Source organism: Hydrogenophaga pseudoflava NBRC 102511 (assembly GCF_001592285.1).
In the GTDB taxonomy this organism is placed as follows: domain Bacteria; phylum Pseudomonadota; class Gammaproteobacteria; order Burkholderiales; family Burkholderiaceae_C; genus Hydrogenophaga; species Hydrogenophaga pseudoflava.
In genome coordinates, this window is the sequence record NZ_BCWQ01000001.1 from 151,062 (window position 1) to 175,622 (window position 24,561).

At 69.4% G+C, this 24,561-nt stretch carries 24 protein-coding genes; 13 read left to right on the forward strand and 11 right to left on the reverse strand.

All coding sequences use genetic code 11. The annotated features are described in order from the left end of the window. The first annotated feature begins 3 nt into the window (after window positions 1–3). Window positions 4–1,143: a M48 family metallopeptidase gene (locus HPS01S_RS00770; protein WP_066149784.1), complete on the forward strand. Its 1,140-nt coding sequence runs from the start codon at window positions 4–6 to the stop codon at window positions 1,141–1,143. 7 nt (window positions 1,144–1,150) lie between these two features. Here the strand turns inward: HPS01S_RS00770 and trhP are convergent, their stop codons facing one another. Then, complete coding sequence (gene trhP, locus HPS01S_RS00775; RefSeq protein WP_066149788.1) at window positions 1,151–2,530, reverse strand: prephenate-dependent tRNA uridine(34) hydroxylase TrhP; 1,380 nt, start codon at window positions 2,528–2,530, stop codon at window positions 1,151–1,153. A 113-nt stretch (window positions 2,531–2,643) separates the two neighbouring features. Between trhP and HPS01S_RS00780 the strand changes: the two genes are divergently transcribed. The 7 genes from HPS01S_RS00780 (at window position 2,644) to HPS01S_RS00810 (ending at window position 12,064) form a co-directional block, all read left to right on the forward strand. Then, a complete protein-coding gene (locus tag HPS01S_RS00780) occupies window positions 2,644–5,544 on the forward strand; it encodes an aconitate hydratase (RefSeq protein ID WP_255284123.1) in 2,901 nt (966 codons plus the stop codon). A gap of 65 nt (window positions 5,545–5,609) precedes the next feature. Further along, a complete protein-coding gene (locus HPS01S_RS00785; RefSeq protein WP_066149793.1) occupies window positions 5,610–6,542 on the forward strand; it encodes a S1C family serine protease in 933 nt (310 codons plus the stop codon). A gap of 16 nt (window positions 6,543–6,558) precedes the next feature. Then, window positions 6,559–7,560 carry an AAA family ATPase gene (locus tag HPS01S_RS00790; RefSeq protein ID WP_066149796.1) on the forward strand — a complete coding sequence of 334 codons (1,002 nt, stop codon included), beginning with the start codon at window positions 6,559–6,561 and terminating at the stop codon, window positions 7,558–7,560. A gap of 13 nt (window positions 7,561–7,573) precedes the next feature. Next, window positions 7,574–8,602 (forward strand): DUF58 domain-containing protein, encoded by a 1,029-nt coding sequence (locus tag HPS01S_RS00795; RefSeq protein ID WP_066149798.1) that lies wholly within the window; start codon window positions 7,574–7,576, stop codon window positions 8,600–8,602. Then, on the forward strand, window positions 8,599–9,666 hold the full coding sequence (locus HPS01S_RS00800) for a VWA domain-containing protein (protein ID WP_066149801.1): 1,068 nt from the start codon (window positions 8,599–8,601) through the stop codon (window positions 9,664–9,666). Before HPS01S_RS00795 ends, HPS01S_RS00800 begins: the two co-directional genes overlap by 4 nt. 168 nt (window positions 9,667–9,834) lie before the next feature. After that, on the forward strand, window positions 9,835–11,058 hold the full coding sequence (locus HPS01S_RS00805; RefSeq protein WP_066149802.1) for an FAD-dependent monooxygenase: 1,224 nt from the start codon (window positions 9,835–9,837) through the stop codon (window positions 11,056–11,058). Between the two features lie 22 nt (window positions 11,059–11,080). Continuing rightward, a complete protein-coding gene (locus HPS01S_RS00810; RefSeq protein WP_066149805.1) occupies window positions 11,081–12,064 on the forward strand; it encodes a Bug family tripartite tricarboxylate transporter substrate binding protein in 984 nt (327 codons plus the stop codon). Here HPS01S_RS00810 and HPS01S_RS00815 read toward each other — a convergent pair. From HPS01S_RS00815 to kynB, 4 genes are read right to left on the reverse strand one after another with little or no spacing between them, the layout of a single operon-like run. Continuing rightward, window positions 12,051–13,142, reverse strand: a complete 1,092-nt coding sequence (locus tag HPS01S_RS00815; RefSeq protein ID WP_066149808.1) for a DNA glycosylase AlkZ-like family protein — start codon at window positions 13,140–13,142, stop codon at window positions 12,051–12,053. The genes HPS01S_RS00810 and HPS01S_RS00815 overlap by 14 nt on opposite strands. A gap of 26 nt (window positions 13,143–13,168) precedes the next feature. Beyond that, a complete protein-coding gene (kynA, locus tag HPS01S_RS00820) occupies window positions 13,169–14,047 on the reverse strand; it encodes a tryptophan 2,3-dioxygenase (RefSeq protein WP_066149811.1) in 879 nt (292 codons plus the stop codon). A gap of 11 nt (window positions 14,048–14,058) precedes the next feature. Next, a complete protein-coding gene (gene kynU, locus HPS01S_RS00825) occupies window positions 14,059–15,333 on the reverse strand; it encodes a kynureninase (protein WP_066149814.1) in 1,275 nt (424 codons plus the stop codon). Window positions 15,334–15,352: 19 nt separating this feature from the next. After that, the gene (gene kynB / locus HPS01S_RS00830; RefSeq protein WP_066149817.1) at window positions 15,353–15,979 is read right to left on the reverse strand and encodes an arylformamidase; all 627 of its coding nucleotides are present in this window, start codon (window positions 15,977–15,979) and stop codon (window positions 15,353–15,355) included. A 191-nt stretch (window positions 15,980–16,170) separates the two neighbouring features. On the opposite strand from kynB, the gene HPS01S_RS00835 reads away from it, so the two are divergent. Genes HPS01S_RS00835 through HPS01S_RS00845 form a run of 3 tightly spaced genes read left to right on the forward strand, consistent with a single transcriptional unit; the run spans window position 16,171 to window position 18,532 of the window. Next, window positions 16,171–16,479, forward strand: a complete 309-nt coding sequence (locus tag HPS01S_RS00835) for a FeoA family protein (protein ID WP_079367123.1) — start codon at window positions 16,171–16,173, stop codon at window positions 16,477–16,479. Continuing rightward, entirely contained in the window at window positions 16,476–18,350 is a 1,875-nt protein-coding gene (feoB, locus tag HPS01S_RS00840) for a ferrous iron transport protein B (protein WP_066149819.1), read from the forward strand. The genes HPS01S_RS00835 and feoB overlap by 4 nt, the downstream gene beginning before the upstream one ends. Further along, window positions 18,347–18,532, forward strand: a complete 186-nt coding sequence (locus tag HPS01S_RS00845) for a hypothetical protein (protein ID WP_066149821.1) — start codon at window positions 18,347–18,349, stop codon at window positions 18,530–18,532. Before feoB ends, HPS01S_RS00845 begins: the two co-directional genes overlap by 4 nt. Window positions 18,533–18,538: 6 nt before the next feature. On the opposite strand, the gene HPS01S_RS00850 is transcribed toward HPS01S_RS00845, so the two are convergent. From HPS01S_RS00850 to HPS01S_RS00870, 5 genes are read right to left on the reverse strand one after another with little or no spacing between them, the layout of a single operon-like run. Next, entirely contained in the window at window positions 18,539–19,468 is a 930-nt protein-coding gene (locus HPS01S_RS00850; RefSeq protein WP_066149824.1) for a class I SAM-dependent methyltransferase, read from the reverse strand. A 7-nt stretch (window positions 19,469–19,475) separates the two neighbouring features. Beyond that, a complete protein-coding gene (locus tag HPS01S_RS00855; RefSeq protein WP_066149827.1) occupies window positions 19,476–19,787 on the reverse strand; it encodes a YkgJ family cysteine cluster protein in 312 nt (103 codons plus the stop codon). Beyond that, a complete protein-coding gene (locus HPS01S_RS00860) occupies window positions 19,784–20,239 on the reverse strand; it encodes a GNAT family N-acetyltransferase (RefSeq protein ID WP_066149829.1) in 456 nt (151 codons plus the stop codon). The genes HPS01S_RS00855 and HPS01S_RS00860 overlap by 4 nt, the downstream gene beginning before the upstream one ends. 9 nt (window positions 20,240–20,248) lie before the next feature. After that, window positions 20,249–21,196 (reverse strand): ornithine carbamoyltransferase, encoded by a 948-nt coding sequence (gene argF, locus HPS01S_RS00865; RefSeq protein ID WP_066149833.1) that lies wholly within the window; start codon window positions 21,194–21,196, stop codon window positions 20,249–20,251. Window positions 21,197–21,214: 18 nt separating this feature from the next. Continuing rightward, entirely contained in the window at window positions 21,215–22,420 is a 1,206-nt protein-coding gene (locus tag HPS01S_RS00870) for an aspartate aminotransferase family protein (RefSeq protein ID WP_066149836.1), read from the reverse strand. A 215-nt stretch (window positions 22,421–22,635) separates the two neighbouring features. Between HPS01S_RS00870 and HPS01S_RS00875 the strand changes: the two genes are divergently transcribed. Together HPS01S_RS00875 and HPS01S_RS00880 are read left to right on the forward strand one after the other, a co-directional pair. Beyond that, window positions 22,636–22,956 (forward strand): DUF3579 domain-containing protein, encoded by a 321-nt coding sequence (locus tag HPS01S_RS00875; RefSeq protein ID WP_066149839.1) that lies wholly within the window; start codon window positions 22,636–22,638, stop codon window positions 22,954–22,956. Window positions 22,957–23,106: 150 nt separating this feature from the next. Continuing rightward, window positions 23,107–23,934: a TIGR00266 family protein gene (locus HPS01S_RS00880; RefSeq protein WP_066149842.1), complete on the forward strand. Its 828-nt coding sequence runs from the start codon at window positions 23,107–23,109 to the stop codon at window positions 23,932–23,934. Between the two features lie 247 nt (window positions 23,935–24,181). Here HPS01S_RS00880 and rpsT read toward each other — a convergent pair whose 3' ends face one another. Then, the gene (gene rpsT, locus HPS01S_RS00885) at window positions 24,182–24,481 is read right to left on the reverse strand and encodes a 30S ribosomal protein S20 (RefSeq protein ID WP_066149844.1); all 300 of its coding nucleotides are present in this window, start codon (window positions 24,479–24,481) and stop codon (window positions 24,182–24,184) included. Between the last annotated feature and the right edge of the window lie 80 nt (window positions 24,482–24,561).

Here is a 24,561-nt window from a genome sequence, read left to right on the forward strand (position 1 = left end):
CGCATGGACACCTCGGCCCCGTCCGCGAGCCAGGGCCTCGCGGTCCGCTATTTCGACGGCCGCAGCAGCCGGCCACGTGGGGTGCAGGCCACGCTCGCAGCGGGCCGGCTGCACCTGAAGGGGCCGGACGTGGACCGCACGATCGAGGCCCGGCGGGTGCAATGGCCCGAGCGCACGCGGCGCGGGCCCCGCATCGCCCAGCTGCCCGACGGCGGCAGCATCCAGTCCGACGACGCGGCGGCCTGGGACGCCTGGGTCCGCGATGCGGGTCACGTGGAATCGGTGGTGGTGCGGCTGCAGCAGAGCTGGCGCGGCGTGCTGGCCAGCCTGCTTCTGCTGGTGGCAGTGAGCGTGGCTGGCTACGTCTGGGGCCTGCCCTGGGCGGCGCGTGCGGTGGCCGACCGCTTCCCGGAAGGTGTCGAGCAGCAGATCGGCGAGACGGTGCTGGATCAGGTCGACGATTTCGTGAAGCCCAGCCAGCTGAGCGCCCAGGAGCAACAGGCCATCGAGCAGGCCTGGCAGCGGGTGCTGCGCGCGCACACGGCGGCCCAGGCAGCGCGCGGCGTGGCGGTGCGGCCCTCGCGCCTGCTGATCCGCGGCAGCGAAGACATCGGTCCCAACGCGCTGGCACTGCCGGGCGGCACCATGCTGCTGACCGACGACATGGCACGGCTGCTGCAGCACGACACCGACGTGATCGCGGGCGTGCTGGCGCACGAGCTGGGGCATGTGCAGCATCGGCATGGCGTGCGCATGCTGGTGCAGGTGGGCGTGCTGGGTTTTGTCACCTCGACCCTGTGGGGCGACTACAGCGGTGTGCTGGCCACGGTGCCGCTCTGGCTGGGGCAGGCCCACTACTCGCGCGAGGCCGAGCGCGAGGCCGACGCCTACAGCGTGACCGTGCTGCGCGACGCGGGCCTGTCGCCCGCGGTGATGACCCGGCTGTTCGAGCGCTTCGCACTGTTCAAGCGCTGCGGCGACGACATCCTCAAGCCTGTGCCGGCCGGCAGCGCGCCGGTGTGCCAGACCAAAGGCAACGAAGTCAAAGAGGACGAGGAGACGGACGGCTTCTGGGGACTGGGCTTCGCCTCGCACCCGGCAGACGAGGACCGCACCGCCTTCTTCCGCGACGCGGCGCGCTGAAAGCCAATCAGGCGATCAACCGGGCGATCAGCGCGCCTTCGCTGGGCGCCGCCAGCGGCACCCAGACCTTGATGGGGCTGCCCTGGGCCACGTCGATGGCCTCGCCGTCCTGGTTGCGCATGGCGTCCAGCTGCACCACGCGGTTGCCGCTGGGGTGGATCACCTCCAGCCGGTCACCCACCGCAAAGCGGTTCTTGGTCTCCACCTCGGCCCAGCCGTCTTCGCGCACCTGCAGCACCTCGCCCACGAACTGGCTGCGGTGGCTTTCGCTGTGGCCGGTGATGTAGTTCTGGTAGTCCTGCGCCGGGCGGCGTTCCATCAGGCCGCCGGTGTAGCCGCGGTTGGACAGGCCTTCGAGTTCGAGCAGCAGCTCGGGGTTGAAGGGCTTGCCGGCCATGGCGTCGTCGATGGCGCGGCGGTAGACCTGCGCGGTGCGCGCCACGTAGTAGTGGCTCTTGGTGCGGCCCTCGATCTTGAGCGAGTCGATGCCCATGGCGGCCAGCTTGCCCACGTGCTCGACGGCGCGCAGGTCCTTGCTGTTCATGATGTAGGTGCCGTGCTCGTCTTCCATGATGGGCATCAGCTCGCCGGGGCGGCCGGCTTCCTCGATCAGCCAGACCTTGTTGGCCTCGGGGTGGCGCTGGCCTGAGCCCGTCGTCGAAAAGGCGCTGGCGGCCTCCTCGTCTTCCTGTGCGAAGTTGAAGCCGTCGAGTGTGGCCACCGGGGCGGCGTCGCCGGTGTCGGTGTCGGTGGTGGCGGCCTGTGTCTTGTATTCCCAGCGGCAGGCGTTGGTGCAGGTGCCCTGGTTGGGGTCGCGGCGGTTGAAGTAGCCACTCAGCAGGCAGCGGCCCGAGTAGGCGATGCACAGCGCGCCATGCACAAACACTTCCAGCTCGATGTCCGGGCAGTCGTTGCGGATCGCCTGCACCTCGTCCAGGCTCAGCTCGCGGCTGAGGATGATGCGGGTCACGCCCTGCTTCTGCCAGAACTTCACCGCCGCGCTGTTGGTGGTGTTGGCCTGCACCGAGAGGTGGATCGGCACCTCGGGCCAGAGGCCTTTTTCCATCTGCTCGCGCACCAGCATGATCAGGCCGGCGTCGGCCATGATGAGCGCGTCGGGTTTGAGTTCGACCACCGGCTGCAGGTCGCGGATGTAGGTGCGCAGCTTGTCGTTGTGGGCGATGAGGTTGCTGGTGACGAAGAACTTCTTGCCGCGCTGGTGCGCTTCGCCAATGCCTTCGGCGATCTGTTCGAGGCGGAATTCGTTGTTGCGCGCGCGCAGGCTGTAGCGCGGCTGGCCGGCGTAGACGGCGTCGGCACCGAAGTTGTAGGCGGCGCGCATGCGGTGCAGCGAGCCGGCGGGCAGGAGCAGTTCGGGGGCTTTCATCAGGGTGTGGATTGTCCCGCATCGACCGGTTGTGTGCTTGCCGGATACCCGCGCGCCCCGCACAGGCATTCGCCCTGACCACAATGGGCCGCGTATTCCAAGGAGACGCCCCCGTGCCGAACACCCGCTTCCAGCATCCGTTTTCCAGCACTGTCAAAACCTTTCGAACTGCGTCCGGCAAGTCGGGGCGCTTCTATTCGCTGCCCGCCCTGGCGCAGCAGTTCCCCAATGTGAGCCGGCTGCCGGTGTCGCTGCGCATCGTGCTGGAGAGCGTGCTGCGTCACTGCGACGGCGAGAAGGTGCTGCCCGAGCAGGTGGCGCAACTGGCCAACTGGCAGCCCGACGCACCCCGCACCGACGAGATCCCGTTCATGGTGGCGCGCGTGGTGCTGCAGGACTTCACCGGCGTGCCGCTGCTGGCCGACCTGGCCGCCATGCGCAGCACCGCGCAGCGCCTGGGCCACGATCCGAAGCGCATCGAACCCCTGGTGCCGGTGGACCTGGTGGTGGACCATTCGGTGATGGTGGACCACTACGGCACGAAGAACGCCCTGGACCTGAACATGAAGCTGGAATTCCAGCGCAACAAGGAGCGCTACCAGTTCCTCAAGTGGGGCATGCAGGCCTTCGAGACCTTCGGCGTGGTGCCGCCGGGCTTCGGCATCGTGCACCAGGTCAATCTCGAACACCTGGCGCGCGGCGTGCACCTCAAGGGCGGGCTCTACTACCCCGACACCCTGGTGGGCACCGACAGCCACACGACGATGATCAACGGCATCGGCGTGGTGGGCTGGGGTGTGGGCGGCATCGAGGCCGAGGCCGCCATGCTGGGGCAGCCAGTGGCCTTCCTCACGCCCGATGTGGTGGGCTTCGAGCTGACCGGCCGCCTGCGCGAGGGCTGCACCGCCACCGACCTGGTGCTCACCGTCACCGAGATCCTGCGCAAGCACAAGGTGGTGGGCAAGTTCGTCGAATTCTTCGGCGAGGGCACGGCCTCACTCTCCCTGCCCGACCGCGCGACCATCGCCAACATGGCGCCCGAGTACGGCGCGACCATGGGCTTCTTCCCGGTCGACGGCAAGACCATCGACTACTTCCGCGGCACCGGCCGCGGCAGCGTCGAGATCGAGGCCTTCGAGGCCTACTTCCGTGCCCAGGGCCTGTTCGGTGTGCCGGGGGCCGCGGGGGCCTCTCAGGCGGCGGGCGACATCCACTACTCGCAGGTGGTGCGGCTGGATCTGGGGCAGGTGACGCCCAGCCTGGCCGGTCCCAAGCGCCCGCAGGACCGCATCGAACTCGGCCATGTGGCCCGGCAGTTCGCCGAACTGTTCAGCCGGCCCGCCGCCGAAAACGGCTTCAATCAGCCGGCGGCGCTGCTGCACACGCGCCACCAGCCCGATCCGGGTGAGCCGGCCGACACCCTGGCGCCCGAGAACGCCACGCCCACCCCGCCTGGCGCACCACGCTTCGTGGCCGAGATGGAGGCCAACAAACCCGCGCGCGCCACCGCCCACGCCCCGGCCGATCCGCCCCTGCCTGCGGCGCAGAAGCAGCTGACCATCGGCAATGGCGACGTGCTGATCGCCGCCATCACCAGCTGCACCAACACCAGCAACCCCAGCGTGATGCTGGCCGCCGGGCTGCTGGCGAAGAAGGCCGTCGAGGCTGGGCTGAAGGTGCAGCCGCACATCAAGACCTCGCTCGCGCCCGGTTCGCGGGTCGTCACCGAGTACCTGACCAGAACCGGCCTGTTGCCGTACCTGGAAAAACTGGGTTTCGCCCTGGCCGGCTATGGCTGCACCACCTGCATCGGCAATGCAGGGGACCTCCGGCCGGACATCGGCGAGGCCATCGCCCGGAACGACCTGGTCTGCGCGGCTGTGCTCTCGGGCAACCGCAATTTCGAGGCGCGCATCCATCCCCGGCTCAAGGCCAACTTCCTGGCCAGCCCGCCGCTGGTGGTGGCCTATGCCATCGCCGGCACCGTGCTGCGAGACCTGATGACCGAACCGGTCGGCTTCGGCACCCGGGGGCAGGCGGTGTACCTGGGCGACATCTGGCCCTCCAGCGACGAGGTGCATGCGCTGATGAAGGCCGCGATGCACGGCAAGGCCTACCGGGAGAACTACGAGCGCATTGCCACCGAGCCGGGCCCGCTGTGGGAGCGCATCCGTGGCGTGGACGGGCTGGCCTACACCTGGCCCCAAAGCACCTACATCGCCGAGCCGCCGTTCTTCGACGGCTTCGCGCTGCAGGCGCCGGAACAGACCGACCCCGGCGTGCGCGCCGCGCGCGTCATGGCGCTGTTCGGCGACTCGATCACCACCGACCACATCTCGCCCGCGGGCTCGATTGCCGAAGCTTCGCCGGCCGGCCAGTGGCTGCTGGCCCACGGTGTGCAGAAGGCCGACTTCAACAGCTACGGCGCGCGGCGCGGCCACCACGAGGTGATGATCCGCGGCACCTTTGCCAACGTGCGCATCAAGAACCTGATGCTGCCCGCTGGCCCCGACGGCTCGCGCGAGGAGGGCGGCTGGACGCTCTACCAGCACGAGGGCACGGGCCAGGGCCAGAAGATGAGCATCTACGACGCGGCCATGCGCTACCGCGCGGCCGGCGTGCCGACGGTGGTGTTCGCGGGCGAGGAGTACGGCACCGGGTCGAGCCGCGACTGGGCCGCCAAGGGCACGCAGCTGCTGGGCATCCGGGCGGTGGTGGCGCGCAGCTTCGAGCGCATCCACCGCAGCAACCTGGTGGGCATGGGCGTGCTGCCGCTGCAGTTTGCGCCGGGCGATTCCTGGGAGTCGCTGGGCCTGCGCGGTGACGAGCAGATCGACGTGCTGCCCCGGCCCGACCTGCGGCCGCTGAGCGAAGCCACCCTGGTGGTGACCCGCGCCGATGGCACGCGCCTGACCCGTCCGCTGGTGCTGCGCATCGACACGCCGGTGGAAGTGAACCAATTCCGGGCCGGCGGAATCCTCCCCTACGTGTTGAGGCAGTTGCTGGGCGCTTGAGCCCGGCGCCGCAAACCGGCATCATCCGTTCAACGCGCCCGCGCCGGGCGCATCAGGAGTCCGCCATGCGCCAGACCCCGCTCTACAGCCGATCGGCCCGCCCCGGCCCAGCGCCGGAGGCGGCGCGGGTGAAGAGCGATGTGGTCCAGGGCGAGGCGCCACCGGCACCGGCACCCGCAGCGCCCCGGCCGCACTGGCGCCAGCGGCTGGCCGGCGCCGGCCGGGACCACCGCGTGATCTGGAGTGCCTGGCTGCTGGTGCTGGCCCTGCTGGGCGGTCTCTGGTGGCAGCAGTCCGCGAAGGCGCCCAGGGCCCTGACACAGAAGGACATCGACGCCGCCGTCCTGCGCACCCTCAGCACCCAGAACCTGCCCTCGCGCGCTGCGCGCGCCGCCGAGAAAATCCGCCCCGCCGTGGTGCGCGTGGTGGCCTACGACAAGGACAAGAAGGGCGAGGAAGTGGAGCAGGGCGTGGGCACCGGGGTGGTGATCCAGGACGAGGGCATCATCCTGACCAATCTGCATGTGGTGCAGTCCGCCCAGGGCATCAAGCTGACCTTCGCCGACGGCAGCGAGTCCCGGGCCAGCGTGGCGGGCGTGCAGGCCCAGCACGACCTGGCCGTGCTGCAGGCCCACACCCTTCCAGACGACCTGCACGCAGCCACATTGCGCACCACCGCCGATCTGGTGCCAGGCGATGAGGTGGTGGCGGTGGGCTTCCCCTTCGGCATCGGCCCCTCGACCTCGGCCGGCGTGATCTCCGGCCTGGGCCGATCCTTCAAGTCGCCCGAGGGCACGCAGGAGATCGACAACCTGATCCAGTTCGACGCCGCCGCCAACCCCGGCAACTCCGGCGGCCCGCTGGTCACCATGGATGGCGAGGTGGTGGGTGTGGTCACCGGCATCCTCAACCCGACCCGCGCCCGGACCTTCCTGGGCATCGGTTTTGCTGTGCCCATCGAGAGCGCGGCCTCCGCCGCCGGTCTTCCTCCCTTCTGACACCAAGGAGCGTTTCATGAGCGACCACACCAGCCCCGACACCGCCCAGCTCATGGAGCAGATCCTCTACGAGGTCAAGCGCGTGGTGGTCGGGCAGGACCGGTTCCTGGAGCGCGTCATGGTTGCGTTGCTGGCGCAGGGGCACCTGCTGGTCGAGGGCGTGCCCGGCCTGGCCAAGACACTGACGGTCAAGACCCTGGCGAACGTTGTGCAGGGCCGCTTCAAGCGCATCCAGTTCACGCCCGATCTGGTGCCCGCCGACCTGGTGGGCACGCGCATCTACAACCAGAAGACGGGCGACTTCTCCACCGCGCTCGGCCCGGTGTTCGCCAACCTGCTGCTGGCCGACGAGATCAACCGCGCGCCGGCCAAGGTGCAGAGCGCGCTGCTGGAGGTGATGCAGGAGCGGCAGGTGACCATCGCCGGCGAGACGCACCGTGTGCCCGAGCCTTTCCTGGTGATGGCGACGCAGAACCCGATCGAGACCGAAGGCACCTACCCGCTGCCCGAGGCGCAGGTGGACCGCTTCATGATGAAGGTGCTGGTGGACTACCCGACCGACGAGGAGGAATACGTCATCGTCGAGCGCGTCACCGGCCCGGCGGTGCAGGTCAACGCCGTGGCCACCACCGACCAGCTGGCGGCGCTGCAGGCCCAGTGCCGCGAGGTGTATGTCGATCCTTCACTGGTGCAGTACGCGGTGAAGCTGGTGTCGGCCACACGCACGCCCGAGAGGCACGGGCTCAAGGACGTGGGCCGACTGATCACCTACGGCGCCAGCCCGCGTGCCACCATCGGCCTGGTCGAGGGCGCGCGGGCGCTGGCCCTGCTGCGCGGCCGCAGCTACGCGCTGCCCGAGGACATGGTGGCCTTGGTGCCCGACGTACTGCGCCACCGCGTGGTGCTGTCCTACGAAGGCCTGTCCGAAGGGCTGACCAGCGACGCCCTGATCGAGCGCATCATGAAGGCGGTGCCGGCCCCGGCCAAGCCGCTGGAGCACGAGCGCAAGGTGGCCTGACCGGAGCACCGCCATGCTGCTGAGCCTGTTCAAGCGAAAGGCGCCACCGCCACCGGCCGATTTGCCGGTGGGCGACGGCGGGCGCACGGAGGCCTTGCTGCGGCGTCTGGAATGGACGGTCCTGAAACGGCTCGACGGCCTGCTGCAGGGCGACCACCGCACGCTGATGCGCGGCACTGGGCTGGACCTGGCGGACCTGCGCGAGTACCAGCACCACGACGACGTGCGCCACATCGACTGGAACGTCACCGCGCGGCTGCAGACGCCGCACGTGCGCGTGTTCACCGAGGACCGCGAGATGGCCGCCTGGTTCCTGCTGGACCTCAGCCCCTCGGTCGATTTCGGCTCGGGCGAGCAGCGCAAGCGTGAGCTGCTGCAGGGCTTTGTCGGCGTGCTGGCGCGCATGATCAGCCGCCACGGCAACCGCGTCGGCGCGATGCTCTATGGCGCGCGCGGTGGTGCCGCGGTCGACACGGTGCTGCCCGCGCGCGGCGGGCGCCTGCAGGTCTTGCGGCTCTTGCAGCTCATCGGCGCCGATGCCTCGGCGCCGCCCCCGCGTGGCACGAAGGAAGCGGGTGCCACCCGCCTGGCCGACCTGCTGCACGCCGCGACGCTCAGCGTGCGCCAGCGCTCCACGGTGTTCGTGGTGTCCGACTTCATCAGCGAGCCCGGCTGGGAGAAGCCGCTGGGTGAGCTGGCGCGGCGCCACGACGTGGTGGCGGTGCGCCTGCTGGACCCGCTGGAGCTGGAACTGCCCGACCTGGGCCTGATCCCCATCCGCGACGCCGAGACCGGCGAGCAGCTGATGGTGGACACCGCCGACAAGGGCTTCCGCCAGCGCTTTGCCCGCCTGGCCGCGCAGCGCGAGGCCACGCTGCGCGAGAGCCTGGGCCGCGCTGGCGTGGACACGCTGGAGCTGTCCACCGGCGACGACCTGGCCGACGCCATCCTGCGTTTCGTGGACCTGCGCAAGCGCCGCAGCAGCCTGCGGCAGGGCCGGCCCGCCCACCTCACGCCCACGCTTTCCGGAGCCGCCGCATGAAGGACCTGCCCGTCAACTTCCTCTGGCCGCAGTTCCTCTGGCTGCTGGCCGTGCTGCCCCTGCTGGTGCTGCTGTACTGGTGGATCCTGCGCCGTCGCAAGAAGGTGGCGCTGCGCTACGCCAGCCTGTCCATCGTGCGCGAAGCCATGGGCCGCACAACCGGATGGCGGCGCCACATCCCGCCCCTGCTGCTGCTGCTGGCGTTTGCCGCCATGCTGCTGGCCGCGGCGCGACCGGTGGCCACCGTCACGCTGCCCTCGACCCAGCAGACCATCATCCTGGCCATGGACGTCTCGGGCAGCATGCGCGCCACCGACGTGCAGCCCAACCGCCTGGTGGCCTCGCAGAACGCGGCCAAGGCCTTCCTCAAGGAGCTGCCGCGGCATGTGAAGGTGGGCATCGTGGCCTTTGCCGGCTCGGCCCAGGTGGTGCAGCCGGTCACGCTCAGCCGCGAAGACCTGAACGTCGCCATCGACAAGTTCCAGCTGCAGCGCGCCACGGCCATCGGCAGCGCCATCGTGGTGGCCCTCTCCGAGCTGTTTCCGGGCGAAGTCGATCTGGCCAGTGTGACCTACGGCCGTGCCAGCAACGACCCGTTCGCGCCGCAGGGCCGGGCCATCGACCAGCCGCAGACCGAGAAGAAGCCGTTCGAGCCGGTGCCGCCGGGCTCCTACGGTTCGGCCGCGATCATCCTGCTGACCGACGGCCAGCGCACCACCGGTGTCGACACGGACGAGGCGGCCAAGATGGCGGCCGACCGCGGCGTGCGCGTCTACACCGTGGGTGTGGGCACGGTGGACGGCGAGGTGATCGGTTTCGAGGGCTGGTCGATGCGGGTGCGGCTGGACGAGGACACGCTCAAGGCGGTGGCGCGCGACACCAAGGGCGAGTACTTCTACGCCGGCACGGCCGAGAACCTCCAGCAGGTGTACGAGTCGCTGAGCACGCGGCTGACGGTGGAGAAGAAGGAGACCGAGGTCTCGGGCCTGCTGGCGCTGGCGGCGGCGGTGCTGGTGCTGTTGTCTGCGGGCTTGTCGCTGTTCTGGTTCAACAGGGTGCTGTAGCCCCCACGATCCGTCGCTGCGCGGGTCGCTGCCCCAGGACCGGGGAGGGCCCCGGTCCTTGCCGGGTCCGGGGGCTGGTCCGGCTTGGGGCGGCCCGGCGCCGGACCGTCGCAAACAACCCTGACATTCGTCAACGCCGGCGGGTGGCGCACCGGCACAATCGCCGCCATGAATCAAAAGGTCGTCGTCGCCGGTGGCGGCATCGGTGGGCTGGCGTGTGCGCTGGCCCTGTCGCGCGCTGGCGTGGGGGTGGACCTGCTGGAGCAGGCCGCCGCGTTCGGTGAGGTGGGGGCGGGCCTGCAGCTCGGCCCCAACGCCGTCCGGGTGCTCGAGGCCTGGGGCCTGTCCGGTGCGCTGCGCGCCTGTGCGGCGTTTCCCGAGTCGCTGCAGGTGCGCGACGCGCACAACGCGGCCTCTCTGGGCAGACTCCGCCTGGGGGCCGCCAGCCGGGCCCGCTATGGCGCGCCCTACGCCACCATCCACCGCGCCGACCTGCACGGCCTGCTGCTCGAAGCGGTGCAGCGCGAGTCCCGCATCCGGCTGCATCTGGACACCCGGCTGGCCGGGTACGAGGAGGCGGCCGACGGCCTGCGCGTGACCTGCGAGCGCGACGCCGTCTACGAGGCCGATGCCCTGGTCGGGGCCGACGGGCTCTGGAGCCGGGTGCGCATCGGCCTGCTGGGCAACCGGCCGGCGCGGGTGAGCGGCCACCTGGCCTACCGCGGCATGGTGGCGGCCAACGAGTTGCCGGACGTGATGCGCGAACCGGTGGTCACCGCCTGGCTTGGGCCCCGCCTGCACGTGGTGCATTACCCGGTGCGGCGCGGTGAGTGGTTCAACGTGGTCGCGGTGGTCGAGGGGCTGCTCGGTCGCGGCCACGGCGGCCCGCCCGGCAGCGACCCCCAGAGCTGGAGCCACGAGGCGCGGCAGGCCGACCTGTTGCGCGCGCTGGGGCCGGTCTGCCCGGACCTCAGGGCCATGCTCGACCGGGTGGGGGAGTGGAAGCTCTGGGCGCTGAACGACCGCTCGCCGGTGGCCGGACCCGGCGAACACGCCCGCGGCCGCGTGGCCCTGCTGGGTGATGCGGCCCACCCGCTGCGGCCCTACCTGGCGCAAGGAGCGGCCATGGCCATAGAAGACGCCTGGACGCTCGGTCGCCTGGCCGGCGCGGCCCAGGGCCCCATCGACTGGGCCACGCTGTTTGCGCGCTACGCGCAGACCCGCTGGCAGCGCAACGCGCGCGTGCAGGCCCGCTCGCAGCGCAACGGCACCATCTTCCACGCCAGCGGAGCCTTGCGCCTGGCGCGCAATGCGGCCATGGCGGTGCTGGGCGAATCGCTGATGGACAATCCCTGGCTGTACAGTGGGCCGCCCGATCCCCTCGCGGCCTGACCACTTTCCAAGGAGCCGACCCATGCCCAGCCAGCCACGCCGCCAAGCCATTGCCGCCACCATCGCCGCAGGGATGTTTTTTGCACTCGGTGCGTCGTCCACCTTCGCCCAGACCGCCTGGCCCAGCAAGCCGCTGAAGATGGTGGTCGGTTTCCCGGCCGGATCCTCGCCCGACCTGACCGCGCGCCTGCTGGCCGAGCCGCTGTCGCAGGCGCTCGGCCAGCCGGTGATCGTCGAGAACAAGGCCGGCGCGGGCGGCAACATCGGTGCCGACGCCGTGGCCCGCGCCACCGACGACCACACCATCGGGCTGATGATCAACGGCAACCTCACCATCGCCAAGATCCTCAACCCCGCCACCACCTACGACCCGCTCAAGGACCTGCAGCCGGTCTCGCTGATCGCGGTCTCGCCGCTGGTGCTGGCGGCGCCCGCAGGCGCACCGGTCGGCAAGGCCTTCTTCGACCAGGCCAAGGCGCAGGGCGACAAGCTCAACTACGGCACCCCCGGCGTGGGCACGGTGGCCCACCTGGGCATGGAACTGCTCAAGGCCAAGGCCGGCATCGCGCCGGTGCATGTGCCCTACCCGGGCAACCCGCAGGTGATCACCGGGTTGATCGGCGGCCAGGTCCAGATGGCGCTGCTGCCGCCGGGGCTGGCGATGGCCCAGGTCAAGGGCGGCAAGCTGCAGGCGGTCGGCGTCACATCCACGGGCCGCAGCAGCGTGGTGCCCGAGGTGGCGAGCCTGGCCGACGCGGGTGTGCAGGGCCTGCAGCTGGAGATCTGGAACGCGGTGGCCGCACCGGTGGGCATGCCCAAGGCCCATGTGCAGAAGCTGGCCACGCTTCTGGCCGAGATCGTGCGCCGCCCCGAGATCCGCCAGAAGATCCTGAACCAGGGCTGGCAGGTGGCGGGCACCTCGCCCGAGGGCCTGGCCAAGCGCATCGCCGCGGACACGGCAGCGATGGCCGAAGTGATCCAGAAGAACAACATCAAGCCGAACTGACCCCGAGGCTGGCGGCCATGTCCGCCAGCTCGGCATCCAGCGCCTGCCGGAACTCCTGGTCTTTCGGCGCCTGTCCGTTGACATGGCCGATGTCGGCCTGCAGGCGCCCACCCACCACCGACAGGTTGCCCCAGCCGATCACTTCGTCGCGCCACAGCAGCGGCAGCGCGTAGTAGCCGCGCACGCGCTTCGCGGGCGGGGTGTAGGCCTCGAAGCGGTAGGCCCAGCCCCACAGCCGCTCGAAGCGGTCGCGGTCCCAGACCACGGGGTCGAAGGGGGCGAGCAGGCGTACGCGCTCTTCCACTTTCCAGCGGCGCGCGGCCGGGTCTTCGCCATCCGGCCAGAACCAGCGCACGCCGTCCAGCTCGGCGCTCGGCAGGCGCTGGGTGGCGCGTTGCAGCGCCGCGCGCAACAGGCCCTTCCACTGCGGCACCGCGTGCTGGAGCATGGCCACCAGCTGGCGCAGGCCGGGCTGGGGCAGGGGCGCGTACTTGTTCACCAGCACGTCCACCAGCCGGTCCAGCGTGGCGGGCACATCGTCGGGCGCGGTCTGCGGCTGGTGGGCGGCGTAGAGGCGGATGCCGTTGTCGCGCCGCGCCACGCGCAGCAGGCCGCGGTAGTGCATCGCGTCCAGCAGTTGGGTGCTGGCCTTGGACCGGCCGCCGAAGCCGTTGGTGGTGTGGCCGTGGGCGAAGTGCTCGTCCACCGCGCGCGGGTGCGCCTCGCCACGCGCCTGCACGAAGTGCCAGACCGCCTCGGCCTGCGCCCAGCGTTCGGCGGGCCATTCGCGCAGGTCCGAGCGCGGGTGCATCAGCGCGTGCAGTTCGGGTGTGACGAAGCCGTAGTTGACGAAGAAGTCCTCTTCGATCGCAAGCTTCGGGTAACGCCGTTCCAGGTCACCCACCCGGTAGCCCTGGACGCGGTGGCGCAGCGTCAGGTCCTGTGCGCGGGCGGGCGAACGGATCGGGTCGGCCTGCACAAACCCCAGGCGCGCGATGGCCCGGGGCAGGGTGGTGGGTGTGAACAGGCTGCGCGCCACGGCGTGGCGGCGCAGGTGGGCAAGGGTGATGGCGGCCATGCGCCATCATGCCGGAGCGTGGGAGATCAGAGCGCGGTGCGCAGGGTCCAGATCTCGGGGAAAAGAACGACATCGAGCATCTTGCGCAGGTAGCTCACGCCGCCGGTGCCGCCGGTGCCGCGCTTGAAACCAATCACACGCTCGACCGTGGTGACGTGGCGGAAGCGCCAGAGGCGGAAGGCGTCCTCCAGATCGGTGAGTTCTTCGCCGAGCTGGTACAGGTCCCAGTGCTGCTTCGGGTTGCGGTAGACCTGCAGCCAGGCCTGCTCCACCGCCTCGCTGGCCTCGTAGGGCTGGGTCCAGTCGCGCTGCAGATGCGAGGCCGGCACGGCGATGCCGCGGCGCGCCAGCAGTCGCAGGCTCTCGTCGTACAGCGAAGGCGCTTCGTAGGCCGCCTGCACCATGGCCGCGCGCTCCGGGTGGTGGGCGTGGGGCTTGAGCATGGCCGCGTTCTTGTTGCCCATCGCGAACTCGATGCAGCGGTACTGGAAGCTCTGGAAGCCGCTGGAGTGACCGAGGTAGGGCCGGATGGCGCTGTACTCGGGCGGTGTCATGGTGGCCAGCACGTCCCAGGCGTGCACCAGCTGTTCCATGATTTTCGAGACGCGCGCCATCTGCTTGAAGGCGGGGTTCAGCTCGTCGGCCGCGATGTTGCGGATGGCGGCGGTCAGCTCGTGCAGCATCAGCTTCATCCAGAGTTCGCTGGTCTGGTGCTGCACGATGAACAGCATCTCGTCGTGCGCGGGTGAGAGCGGCTTCTGCGCCGTCAGGATGGCGTCGAGCTGCAGGTAGTCGCCGTAGCTCATGTCGTGGCTGAAATCCAGCTGCGCCTTCTCGTCGCGCACGATGGATTCGGTGGCCGAGGCGGGCGTGCTGCCGCCGGTGTCGTGGTAGGGGCAGGTCATGGCGTCTCCTCTCAGGTCACCGCATGTTTCTGGTTGAACTCGGGGCGCTTCCACTCGCCCGATTCGAGCACCTGCTTCAGGTACTCGACCGCGTTCCACACGTCGACAAAGCCGATGTACAGCGGCGTGAAGCCGAATCGCAGGATGTCCTTGTGGCGCCCGCCGTCGCCGGCGCGGTAGTCGCCGATCACGCCGCGCGCGATCAGGGCCTGCACGATGGCGTACGCCCCTTCGTCTCGGGTCAGACAGACCTGGGAACCGCGCAGCGCGTGTTCCCGTGGCGTCGCCAGACCCAGGCCGTGGCCCGCGCAGCGCTCTTCGACGAGTTGAATGAAGAGGTCGGTCAGCGCCAGCGACTTGGCGCGCAGCGCGGCCATGCCGCCGAAGGGCTCGGCGCCCAGCACGGTGTCCACACCACATTCCAGCGCGGCCAGGCTGATCATGGGTTGCGTGCCGCACTGGTAACGCGTGATGCCCGGTGCGGGCTGGTAGTCGGGCGTGAAGGCGAAGGGCGCGGCGTGGCCCCACCAGCCGGCCAGCGGTTGCCAGAAGCGGTCGGCATGCAGCGGGTTGACCCACACGAAGGCCGGCGCGCCGGGGCCGCCGTTGAGGTACTTGTAGCCGCAGCCGACCGAGAAGTCGGCCTTGGCCTTCTTCAGGTCCACCGGCACCGCGCCCGCGCTGTGCGCCAGGTCCCACACGGTCAGGATGCCCTCGGCGTGCGCGGCCGCGGTCACGGCCGCCATGTCGTGCATCGCGCCGGTGCGGTAGTTCACGTGCGTGAGCATGAGGATGGCGACCTCGGCGGTCAGCGAGGCGGCGATCTCCTCGGGCTCGACCAGCACCAGTTCCATGCCGTGCTGCTTGCACAGCGCCTCGGCGATGTAGAGGTCGGTCGGGAAGTTGCTGCGCTCGCTGACGATGCGTTTGCGCTGGGGTGCGTCGGCGGCGGCGATGTTCATGGCCGCGCTCAGCACCTTGAACAGGTTGACCGAGGTGCTGTCGGTGGCCACCACCTCGCCAGGGCCGGCGCCGATCAGTCGGGCAATCTTGTCGCCCACCTTTCCGGGCATCTGGAACCAGCCGTGCTTGTTCCAGCTTTGAATCAGGTCGGTGCCCCATTCCTGCGTCACCACCTGGGCCACGCGGCCGGGGGCGGCCCGCGGCATCACGCCCAGCGAGTTGCCGTCGAGGTAGATGGTGTCGACGGGCAGGTTGAACTCGTCGCGCAGGTCGCGCAGCGGGTCCTGGATGTCCCTCTGCAGGCAGTCTTCTTTGGTGGTCATCGGTGCGTTTCCTTCGGGTTCACAGTTCTCTGAGTACCGCGCGCACCGGGCTGGCGTCGGCGGTGGTCAGTTTCAGGGGCAGGGCGATTAGCTCGTAGTCGCCCTCGGGCACGTCGTCCAGCAGCAGGTTCTCCAGCACCCGCAGGCCGCGCCGGCGGATGGTCTGGTGGCTGTCCAGGGTCTTGCTCTCGGCCGGGTCAATGCTGGCGCTGTCGATGCCGATCAGCACCACGCCGCGGTCGGCCAGCAGGGCCACGGTCTCGGGTGCGAAGGCGGGCAGGGCGGTATCGAAGCGGTCCTGCGGCATGCGCTCGTAGACCCTGACCAGCACCCGTGGCGGGAGGCCGTCCATCGCGTGCGCGATGTGCTCCGGCCGCACCAGCGGCCCGCAGCCGATGGCGTGGACCACCCGGCACGGGCCGATGAAGGCCTGCAGGTCCACAGCGCCGATGGCCGCGCCCTCGGGGTCGTAGTGCAGCGGCGCGTCGGCGTGGGCGCCCACGTGCGGGCTCAGCGTGAGGGCGCTCACATTGACCGGGCAGCCGGGGCCGATGCGGGCCACCCACAGTTGCGAATAGGCCGTGTCGCCCGGAAACACGGGCGATCCGGCGTGCACAGGAGGGGAAATGTCCCAGAGCTTTTTCATGGTTAGCGGAAGGTAGCACCCACGAAAAAACCGTGGTGTCGGTTATTCCCAACGATCAGACAATAATTTAAACCTAAAGCAAATCGGATGCAGGGCAAAGAAATCCGGCCAGACTTTGATTAAAAGCAAATGAGAACCACTCTCGTTTGATTACATTGAAAACATCTCTTCTTCCAATGTCGGGTTCCACCATGTCCACTGCCCCGTCCCCTTCCTGCACCGGCGCCTGCCCGGACGCCCGCGACACCGCGCCGCGCACGCTCGACGCTTGGCCCCTGCGCACCCCGGCGCTGCTGCAGGGTTTTGCGACGGTGCACGACCCCGAGGTTCGCCGGACCCTGCACCGCCTGGCCGAGATCGGCTTCCTGCCCGGCGAGGTGGTCGAAATCGTGGCGCGCGCCGGCGGCCGTGGTGGGCCGATCGCCGTGCGCGTGGGTGGCTCGACCTTCGCGCTGCGGGCCCACGAGGCGGCGCTGCTGCGCGTTCGGGAGGCGGCATGAACGGCGCTGTGGCACTGCCCCGCCTGGCGCTGCTGGGCAACCCGAACTGCGGCAAGACCGCGCTGTTCAACCTGCTCACCGGTGCGCGCCAGAAGGTCGCCAACTACGCCGGCGTGACGGTCGAGCGCAAGCAGGGCTGGCTCGAAACCCCGCAGGGCCGGCGGGCCCAGGTGCTGGACCTGCCGGGCACCTACAGCCTGGAGCCGCTGAGCCAGGACGAGTCGGTCACGCGCGACGTGGTCACCGGCCGCCTGCCCGGCGAGGCGCGGCCCGACCTGCTGGTCTGCGTGGTCGACGCCACCCACCTGCGCCTGAACCTGCGCCTGGTGCTGGAAGCCCAGGCGCTGGGCCTGCCGATGGTGCTGGTGCTGAACATGGCCGATGTGGCGCAGGCGCGGGGGCTGCGCATCGACACCGCCCGCCTGGCCGAAGAACTGGGCCTGCCGGTGGTCACGGCCGTGGGCGTGCAGCGCGACGGTGCCCAGGCCCTGCTGCGCCAGCTCGACGAACTGATGGCGGCCGGTCTGCCGCCAGCGCAAGCACCCGGCGACCTGGGCGTGGCGACCGACCCCGGGCAGCTGAACCTGCGCGTGCGCAGCCTGCTGGCCGCGGTGCTGGACGAGCCGCCGCGCCGCTGGACCGCCGACGACCGCATCGACCGCTGGGCCCTGCACCCGGTCTGGGGCTACGTGCTGCTGGCGGGCCTGTTGCTGCTGATGTTCCAGGCGGTGTTCGCCTGGGCCGCCTGGCCCATGGACCTGATCGAAGCGGGCATGGGCTGGCTGGGCGAGCAGGTGGCTGCGCACATGGCCGAGGGGCCGCTGCGCAGCCTGCTGGTGGACGGCGTGATCGCGGGCGTGGGTGGCGTGCTGGTGTTCCTGCCGCAGATCCTGGTGCTGTTCCTGTTCATTTTCCTGCTCGAAGACTCGGGTTATCTGCCGCGCGCGGCTTTCCTCATGGACCGGCTGATGGGCAGCGTGGGGCTCTCGGGCCGCTCGTTCATTCCACTGCTGTCCAGCTTCGCCTGCGCGGTGCCCGGCATCATGGCCACGCGCACCATCAGCCACTGGCGCGACCGCTGGCTCACCATCCTGGTGGCGCCGCTGATGACCTGCTCGGCGCGGCTGCCGGTGTACGCGCTGCTGATCGGCGCCTTCGTGCCTCAGCGCAGCGTGGCGGGCCTGTTCAACCTGCAGGGTCTGGTGCTGTTTGGGCTGTACGCGCTGGGCATCGCCAGCGCGATGGCGGTGGCTTTCATCGTCTCGCGCCGCGGCGCCGGCCGCCGGTCGACGCCGCTGCTGATGGAGCTGCCGGCCTACCGCTGGCCCAGCGTGCGCAACATCGCGCGCGGCCTGTGGGAGCGCGCGCTGATCTTCATCCGGCGCGTGGGCGGGATCATCCTGGCGCTGATGGTGCTGCTGTGGTTCCTCTCCAGCTACCCGGCGCCGCCGGAGGGATTCACCGGCGCGCCGGTTGAGGCCAGCTTCGCCGGCCGCCTGGGCCTGTTGCTGGCGCCGCTGTTCGCGCCGCTGGGTTTCGACTGGCGCATCGTGGTGGCGCTGATCCCGGCCATGGCCGCGCGCGAGGTCGTGGTTGCGGCGCTGGGCACGGTGTACGCGCTGAGCGCCAGCGGCGACCAGGTGGCCGACGCACTCGGTGGCCTGATCGGCAGCCAGTGGTCACTGGCCACGGCGCTGTCGCTGCTGGTGTGGTTCGTCTACGCGCCGCAGTGCGTGGCCACGCTGGCGGCGATCCGGCGCGAGGCGGGGGGTTGGCGCCACGCGGCCATCGTCACGGTCTACCTGTTCGCCCTGGCCTGGGTGGCCTCGTGGTTCACCTACCGGCTGGTGCTGGCCTGGAGCGGTTCATGAACATCCAGTTTCTGATCGTGCTGCTGTGCGTGGGCGGCGCGCTGGTCTACCTGCTGCGGCCGTGGTGGCGCCGCGTGCGGTCCGGGTCGCCGCTGCGCAACCCGGCGGAGGCCGAGACCCCACCACCGTCGGCCTGCGGGGCTTGCAAGGGCTGCAGCGGCCGCTCGGGTGGCTGCCACTGAAGCCGGTCAGGCCAGCGCCGGCAGCCGCACCACCAGCACCTTGAGCGCGCGGTCGGGCGACACGTCGGCGAAGGCGGCGGGGTTGGGCAGGCGCTGCTCGATCACCAGTGCCGGCGCCTCGGCGGCCAGCTGGTCGCGCAGGAACTGTTCGGGGATCTCCGGAGCATTCAGGCAGAGCAGGGCACGGCCGCCGGGCTTGAGCAGGTCGGGCAGGCGGCGCAGCAGGCGCGGCCAGTCCTTGGTCGCCACGAAGCTGCCCTTCTGGTAGCTCGGCGGGTCGGCAACCACCAGGTCGTACGGCCCCATGCGCGTGACCTTGCCCCAGGAGCTGAACAGGTCGTGCGCGAGGAATTTGGCGCGACCGTGGATGCCGTTGAGCTGGTGGTTCTGCTGGCCGGTGGTCAGCGCGCCCTGCGCCATGTCGAGGTTGATGACCTCTTTCGCGCCGCCCTGCAGCGCGGCCACCGAAAAGGCACAGGTGTAGGCGAACAGGTTGAGCACCTTGGCGCCTTGCGCATGCGCGCGCACCCAGCGCCGGCCTTCGGCCATGTCGAGGAACAGGCCGTGGTTCTGGCCGCGCTGCACCTGCACGCGGTAGCGCGCACCGTCTTCGGTCACCACATGCGGATCGGGCACGCCGCCGGCCATCACGTCGGTGACGGGACGGCTGACCGGGCCGTCGGGCTGGCGGCGCTGGAACACCCAGTTCAGCGGCTGGCCGGGCGCGACTTGGGCCTGCCGGGCGGCCAGCGCCTCACCCACGGCACGGGTCTCGTCGTCGGTGGCCTCTCCGAACTTGGTGAGCACCCACACGGGCGGGTACCAGTCGAGTGCCCAGTCCTCGCTGCCGGGGTGCAGGCCACCGCGGCCATGGAAGAGGCGGCAGGCGTCGGTGCCGGGTGTGGCGCCAGCAATGGCGTCGAGCAGGGCTTGCATGGGGCTATCAGTGGCCGGCCAGCGGTGCCAGCCCGTGGCGGCGCCGCGCGGTGTCGCAGGCGTCGCTGCCCTCTTCAAACTCGCGGCAGGGGCTGGGTCGCCATTCGTAGATGCCGCAGGTGGCCTTCTGGCCCACGGGGCCGTACAGCGCCGCGCAGCGCGGACGGCCGTGGTCGGTGCCGCGCATGCGGCTGATGTGGTCGGTCACAGGCACCCACAGGCCTTCGGGCACGCTGCCGCCTTCGGACTGGGTCTCGTACACCGAGAAGTCCACGCGGAAGCTGGCGCAGCAGGCGCCGCAGCTGGTGCAGGCGCTCATGAGGCGATCTCTTGCACGTACATGATCGCGCCGTTGTACTGCGCAACCTGGTCGTAGAGCGCGCGGGCCGTTCTGTTGTCTTCAAAGGTCGTCCAGTACACCCTGGAGCAGCCTTTGGATTGCGCTTCTGCGTACACCCGCTCGATCAGCCTGCGCCCAACGCCACGGCCTCTGGCCATTGGCGAGGTGAACAGGTCTTGCAGGTAGCAGACGTCGCATTGGCGGGTGGTGCTGGGGTGGTAGACCAGATGAACCAGGCCTACGATTTGCCCGTCCAACTCTGCGACAAATGCTTTGACGGGATCGGATGCCACGAAGAAGCGCTCCCATGTCTGGCAGGTGATCGCTTCATCCAAGGCCGTGTCGCCCGCACGTCCGTAGAACGCGTTGTAACCGTCCCAGAGCGGGCGCCAGCCGGCGTAGTCTGCCTGTTCGATAGGGCGAATCCGCATCGATTCCGCTCAGGCCAGATGGCCCAGCAGCAGGTATTCCATCAGCGCCTTCTGCACGTGCATGCGGTTCTCGGCCTCGTCCCAGACCACGCTCTGCGGGCCGTCGATGACCTCGGCGGTCACTTCCTCGCCGCGGTGGGCGGGCAGGCAGTGCATGAACAGCGCGTCGGGCTGGGCCACGGCCATCATGGCCTCGTCCACGCACCACTGCTTGAAGGCGGCACGGCGCACCTCGTTCTCGGCCTCGTAGCCCATGCTGGTCCACACGTCGGTGGTCACCAGGTCGGCGCCCTGGCAGGCTTCCTTTGGGTCCTTGAATACCTTGTAGCAGGCCGGGTTGCTGATGCCGGCCAGCTTCGCGTCCACCTCGTAGCCGCTGGGCGTGCTCACGTGCACCGTGAAGCCCAGCAGCTCGGCCGCCTGCAGCCAGGTGTTGGCCATGTTGTTGCCGTCGCCCACCCAGGCCACCACCTTGCCGCGGACGGCGTCCAGCGGGTCGCCGCTGGGGGCCGGGCGGTACTCGGTCAGCGTGAACAGGTCGGCCAGGATCTGGCAGGGGTGGAACTCGTTGGTCAGTCCGTTGATGACCGGCACGCGCGAGAACTGCGCGAACTTCTCGATCTTGTCCTGGCCGAAGGTGCGGATCATCACGATGTCGACCATGCGGCTGATCACGCGCGCGCTGTCTTCAATCGGCTCGGCGCGGCCGAGCTGGCTGTCGCCGGTGGTCAGGTGCACCACCGAGCCGCCCATCTGGTACATGCCGGCCTCGAAGCTCACGCGGGTGCGCGTGCTGGCCTTCTCGAAGATCATGGCCAGGGTGCGGTCCGGGTCGGCGAAGGGCTGGTACTTCTCGACCGCCTTGAACTTGGCCTTGATGAAGGCGGCGCGGCGCAGCAGGTAGCCGTATTCCTCGGCGCTGAAATCCTTGAACTGCAGGTAGTGGCGGATGCTCATGCGGTGCGCTCCGGGCGGTCAGCCCTGTTCTTTCAGGAAGGTCTCGATGATCGGCAGCAGGCGGGCGACAATTTCGTCGGCCTCGGCGCCGCTGATGATCAGCGGCGGCACCAGTCGGATCACGTTGTCGGCCGTGACCGACAGCAGCAGGCCGGCGTCGGCCGCGCGCTGCGTGATCACGCCGCAGGGCTGCTCCAGCTCGATGCCGATCATCAGGCCTTGGCCGCGCACCTCTTTCACGCCCTTCTTGCCCATCAGGGCGGTGACCAGTTTGGTCTGGATCAGCGTGCCCATCCTGGCGGCGTTCTGCAGCAGGCCGTCTTCTTCCATGATGCGGATGGTCTCTATGCCCGCGCGCATGGACAGCGGGTTGCCACCGAAGGTGGTGCCATGGTTGCCCGGACCGAAGATGTTCGCGGCCTTGGGGCCGGCGACGACGGCGCCGATCGGCACGCCCGAACCCAGGCCCTTGGCCAGCGGCATCACGTCCGGCTTGATGCCGGCCCACTGGTGGGCAAACCACTTGCCGGTGCGGCCCATGCCGCACTGCACCTCGTCGATCATCATCAGCCAGTCGTTGGCGTCGCACAGCGCACGCACGCCCTGCAGGTACTCGGCACGCATGGGGTTGATGCCGCCTTCGCCCTGGATGGTCTCGAAGAACACGGCGACCACGTTCGGGTTGCCCTGGGTCGCTTTCTTCAGTGCCTCCAGGTCGTTGGCCGGCACGCGGATGAAGCCTTCGACCAGCGGGCCGAAGCCGGCCTGCACCTTGGGGTTGCCCGTGGCCGACAGGGTGGCGATGGAGCGGCCGTGGAAGGCCTTCTCGTAGACCACGATCTGCGGCTTCTCGATGCCTTTGTCGTGGCCGAACTTGCGCGCCAGCTTGAGCGCGGCCTCGTTGGCCTCCAGCCCGGTGGAGCAGAAGAAGGCATTGGTCAGGCCCGAACGTTCCACCAGCAGCTTCGCCAGTTCTTCCTGGCCGGGCACGTGGTAGTAGTTGCAGCAGTGGATCATGTCCGCCACCTGCTGCTGCAGCGCCTTCACCAGTTTGGGGTGGCCATGCCCGAGGGTGTTCACCGCGATGCCGGCCAGCGCGTCCAGGTACTCCTTGCCGTTGACGTCCCAGACACGGCAGCCCTTGCCGTGCGTCAGGGCGATCGGCAGGCGGCCGTAGGTGTTCATCACATGGGGCGAAGACGGAACGATGGGGGCGGCTTTCATGAGGGAACTCCGGAAGCAGGGGCCAGAAAAAGAAGCGGCTCAACGCAGGTTGAGCCGTTGAAAGGCGATTTTAGGGGCAGGCACCGGCATCTTCTTTGCTTGTTCTGCATCACAGAGATGCGGCACAGTACCGTCAGCCGCCGTCGGCCGGGTTAACCCTGATCTCAAGTCTTATATAAGATAGAATACCGCCATCCGCAACGGCATTCCATTCCATGGCCGACCGCCCCACCACCAAACAAGTGTTCATCCAGGGAATCACCCGGGATGGGCGCACGTTTCGCCCCAGCGACTGGGCGGAGCGTCTGGCGGGCGTGATGAGCCCGTTCGGCCCGGGTGGTGCGTCCGGCCGCATCGGCAGCCACATTGCGTACTCGCCCTGGTGCGTGCCGACGGTGATGAACGGCACCAAGGTGGTGATCGTGCACACCGACCTGCGCGAGGCCGAGCCCATGGCCTGGGACTTCGTCATGAACTTCGCCAAGGACAACGACCTGCAGGTCGTCGAAGGCTGCCTGCTGCCCGAAGTCAAGTAGTCCACCCCCGCCGCGCTGCGCGCGACCCCCTCGAGGGGCAACGCGATGCGGCCTGGCAGAGCCAGTTTCGCCGCGTTCTGGCACTGGGCTCTGTTCGCTTCCGCTATCCTCCGCCGCTCGGGCATGTGCCCTGTTTCTGGAGTGATTTCCATGGCGATGGACGTTGTTGACTATTACCTGCACGGCGACGACATGCAGTTCGTCGAGATCGAGCTTGACCCGGGCGAGGCCGCGATCGGCGAGGCCGGCAGCATGATGTACATGGAGGACGGCATCGGCATGACCACCGTCTTCGGTGACGGCTCCGCCGGGTCGGGAGCCGGCGGCCTGTTCGGCAAGCTGCTGGGTGCGGGCAAGCGCCTGATCACAGGCGAGTCGCTGTTCACGACGGTCTACACCAACCAGGGCAGTGGCAAGCGCAAGGTCGGCTTCGCGGCGCCCTACACCGGCAAGATCATTCCCTTCGATCTGTCCCAGATCGGCGGCACCCTGATCTGCCAGCGCGACGCCTTCCTGTGTGCCGCCAAGGGCGTGTCGCTGGGCATCGCCTTCCAGCGCAAGCTGGGCACCGGCTTCTTCGGCGGTGAAGGGTTCATCATGCAGAAGCTCGAAGGCGACGGCCTGGCCTTCGTGCACTCGGGCGGCACGGTGCTCAAGCGCGATCTGGCGCCGGGCGAGGTGCTGCGGGTGGACACCGGCTGCGTGGTGGCCTACACCACGGGCATCGATTTCGACATCCAGTTCGTGGGGGGCGTGAAAACCGCGCTGTTCGGCGGCGAGGGCCTGTTCTTCGCCACCCTGCGAGGCCCCGGTACGGTCTGGATCCAGTCGCTGCCGTTTGCGCGCCTGGCCTCGCGCATCTTCGCGGCGGCGCCGCGCACGCAGGGCGGTGGTGGCTCGGGCGGGGAGCAGGGCGGCCTGGCGGCGGGCATCCTGGGCGGTGGCCTGCTGGGCGGGCTCATCGGCGGGGATGACTGAATGAAGTCCCCCCTGCGCCGCTGACGCGGTTTCCCCCCTGCTGCGCGGGGGGACGCACCCTGTGGCCTGGCAAAGCCAGTTCCACGGGTGCCCTGGGGGACGGTCACGCGCGCCGGAAACCTCTCCTGTCGGTTGTCGAGCGCCCAAAGAAAAACCGCCCCGGAGGGCGGTTTTCTTTTTTTGCTGGCAGCGCACCGTTTCAAACGGCGGACCGGAGAACCGGTCCGGGCTGGTGCACGTCGCCCGATCAGGCGGCGGCAGTGGCCAGGGCCTTGACCTTGGCGGACAGGCGGCTCTTGTCGCGAGCGGCCTTGTTCTTGTGGAAGATGCCCTTGTCGGCAACGCTGTCGACCACGGCCTGCATCTTGCCGAACAGCTCGGCGGCCTTGGTCTTGTCACCGGCCAGAACAGCCTTCTCGACGTTCTTGACGGCGGTGCGGTACTTGGAACGCAGCGAGGTGTTGGCGGCGTTCAGTTTGACGTCCTGGCGGACGCGCTTGCGGCCAGACGCCAGACGGGGGTTCTTTTTCTTCGGCTTGGTTGCCATGTGTATATCCTTTGAGTGTTTGGGGATGTTGCCAGCAAAGCCCGCGATTCTACCACGCACCCCCAAGCAGAGCCAGTTCT

Coding starts and splice junctions, on each gene's coding strand:
- HPS01S_RS00770 (WP_066149784.1), top strand. CDS start 4: ATGGACACCTCGGCCCCGTCCGCGAGCCAGGGCCTCGCGGTCCGCTAT.
- trhP (WP_066149788.1), bottom strand. CDS start 2,530: ATGAAAGCCCCCGAACTGCTCCTGCCCGCCGGCTCGCTGCACCGCATG.
- HPS01S_RS00785 (WP_066149793.1), top strand. CDS start 5,610: ATGCGCCAGACCCCGCTCTACAGCCGATCGGCCCGCCCCGGCCCAGCG.
- HPS01S_RS00790 (WP_066149796.1), top strand. CDS start 6,559: ATGAGCGACCACACCAGCCCCGACACCGCCCAGCTCATGGAGCAGATC.
- HPS01S_RS00795 (WP_066149798.1), top strand. CDS start 7,574: ATGCTGCTGAGCCTGTTCAAGCGAAAGGCGCCACCGCCACCGGCCGAT.
- HPS01S_RS00800 (WP_066149801.1), top strand. CDS start 8,599: ATGAAGGACCTGCCCGTCAACTTCCTCTGGCCGCAGTTCCTCTGGCTG.
- HPS01S_RS00805 (WP_066149802.1), top strand. CDS start 9,835: ATGAATCAAAAGGTCGTCGTCGCCGGTGGCGGCATCGGTGGGCTGGCG.
- HPS01S_RS00810 (WP_066149805.1), top strand. CDS start 11,081: ATGCCCAGCCAGCCACGCCGCCAAGCCATTGCCGCCACCATCGCCGCA.
- HPS01S_RS00815 (WP_066149808.1), bottom strand. CDS start 13,142: ATGGCCGCCATCACCCTTGCCCACCTGCGCCGCCACGCCGTGGCGCGC.
- kynA (WP_066149811.1), bottom strand. CDS start 14,047: ATGACCTGCCCCTACCACGACACCGGCGGCAGCACGCCCGCCTCGGCC.
- kynU (WP_066149814.1), bottom strand. CDS start 15,333: ATGACCACCAAAGAAGACTGCCTGCAGAGGGACATCCAGGACCCGCTG.
- kynB (WP_066149817.1), bottom strand. CDS start 15,979: ATGAAAAAGCTCTGGGACATTTCCCCTCCTGTGCACGCCGGATCGCCC.
- HPS01S_RS00835 (WP_079367123.1), top strand. CDS start 16,171: ATGTCCACTGCCCCGTCCCCTTCCTGCACCGGCGCCTGCCCGGACGCC.
- feoB (WP_066149819.1), top strand. CDS start 16,476: ATGAACGGCGCTGTGGCACTGCCCCGCCTGGCGCTGCTGGGCAACCCG.
- HPS01S_RS00845 (WP_066149821.1), top strand. CDS start 18,347: ATGAACATCCAGTTTCTGATCGTGCTGCTGTGCGTGGGCGGCGCGCTG.
- HPS01S_RS00850 (WP_066149824.1), bottom strand. CDS start 19,468: ATGCAAGCCCTGCTCGACGCCATTGCTGGCGCCACACCCGGCACCGAC.
- HPS01S_RS00855 (WP_066149827.1), bottom strand. CDS start 19,787: ATGAGCGCCTGCACCAGCTGCGGCGCCTGCTGCGCCAGCTTCCGCGTG.
- HPS01S_RS00860 (WP_066149829.1), bottom strand. CDS start 20,239: ATGCGGATTCGCCCTATCGAACAGGCAGACTACGCCGGCTGGCGCCCG.
- argF (WP_066149833.1), bottom strand. CDS start 21,196: ATGAGCATCCGCCACTACCTGCAGTTCAAGGATTTCAGCGCCGAGGAA.
- HPS01S_RS00870 (WP_066149836.1), bottom strand. CDS start 22,420: ATGAAAGCCGCCCCCATCGTTCCGTCTTCGCCCCATGTGATGAACACC.
- HPS01S_RS00875 (WP_066149839.1), top strand. CDS start 22,636: ATGGCCGACCGCCCCACCACCAAACAAGTGTTCATCCAGGGAATCACC.
- HPS01S_RS00880 (WP_066149842.1), top strand. CDS start 23,107: ATGGCGATGGACGTTGTTGACTATTACCTGCACGGCGACGACATGCAG.
- rpsT (WP_066149844.1), bottom strand. CDS start 24,481: ATGGCAACCAAGCCGAAGAAAAAGAACCCCCGTCTGGCGTCTGGCCGC.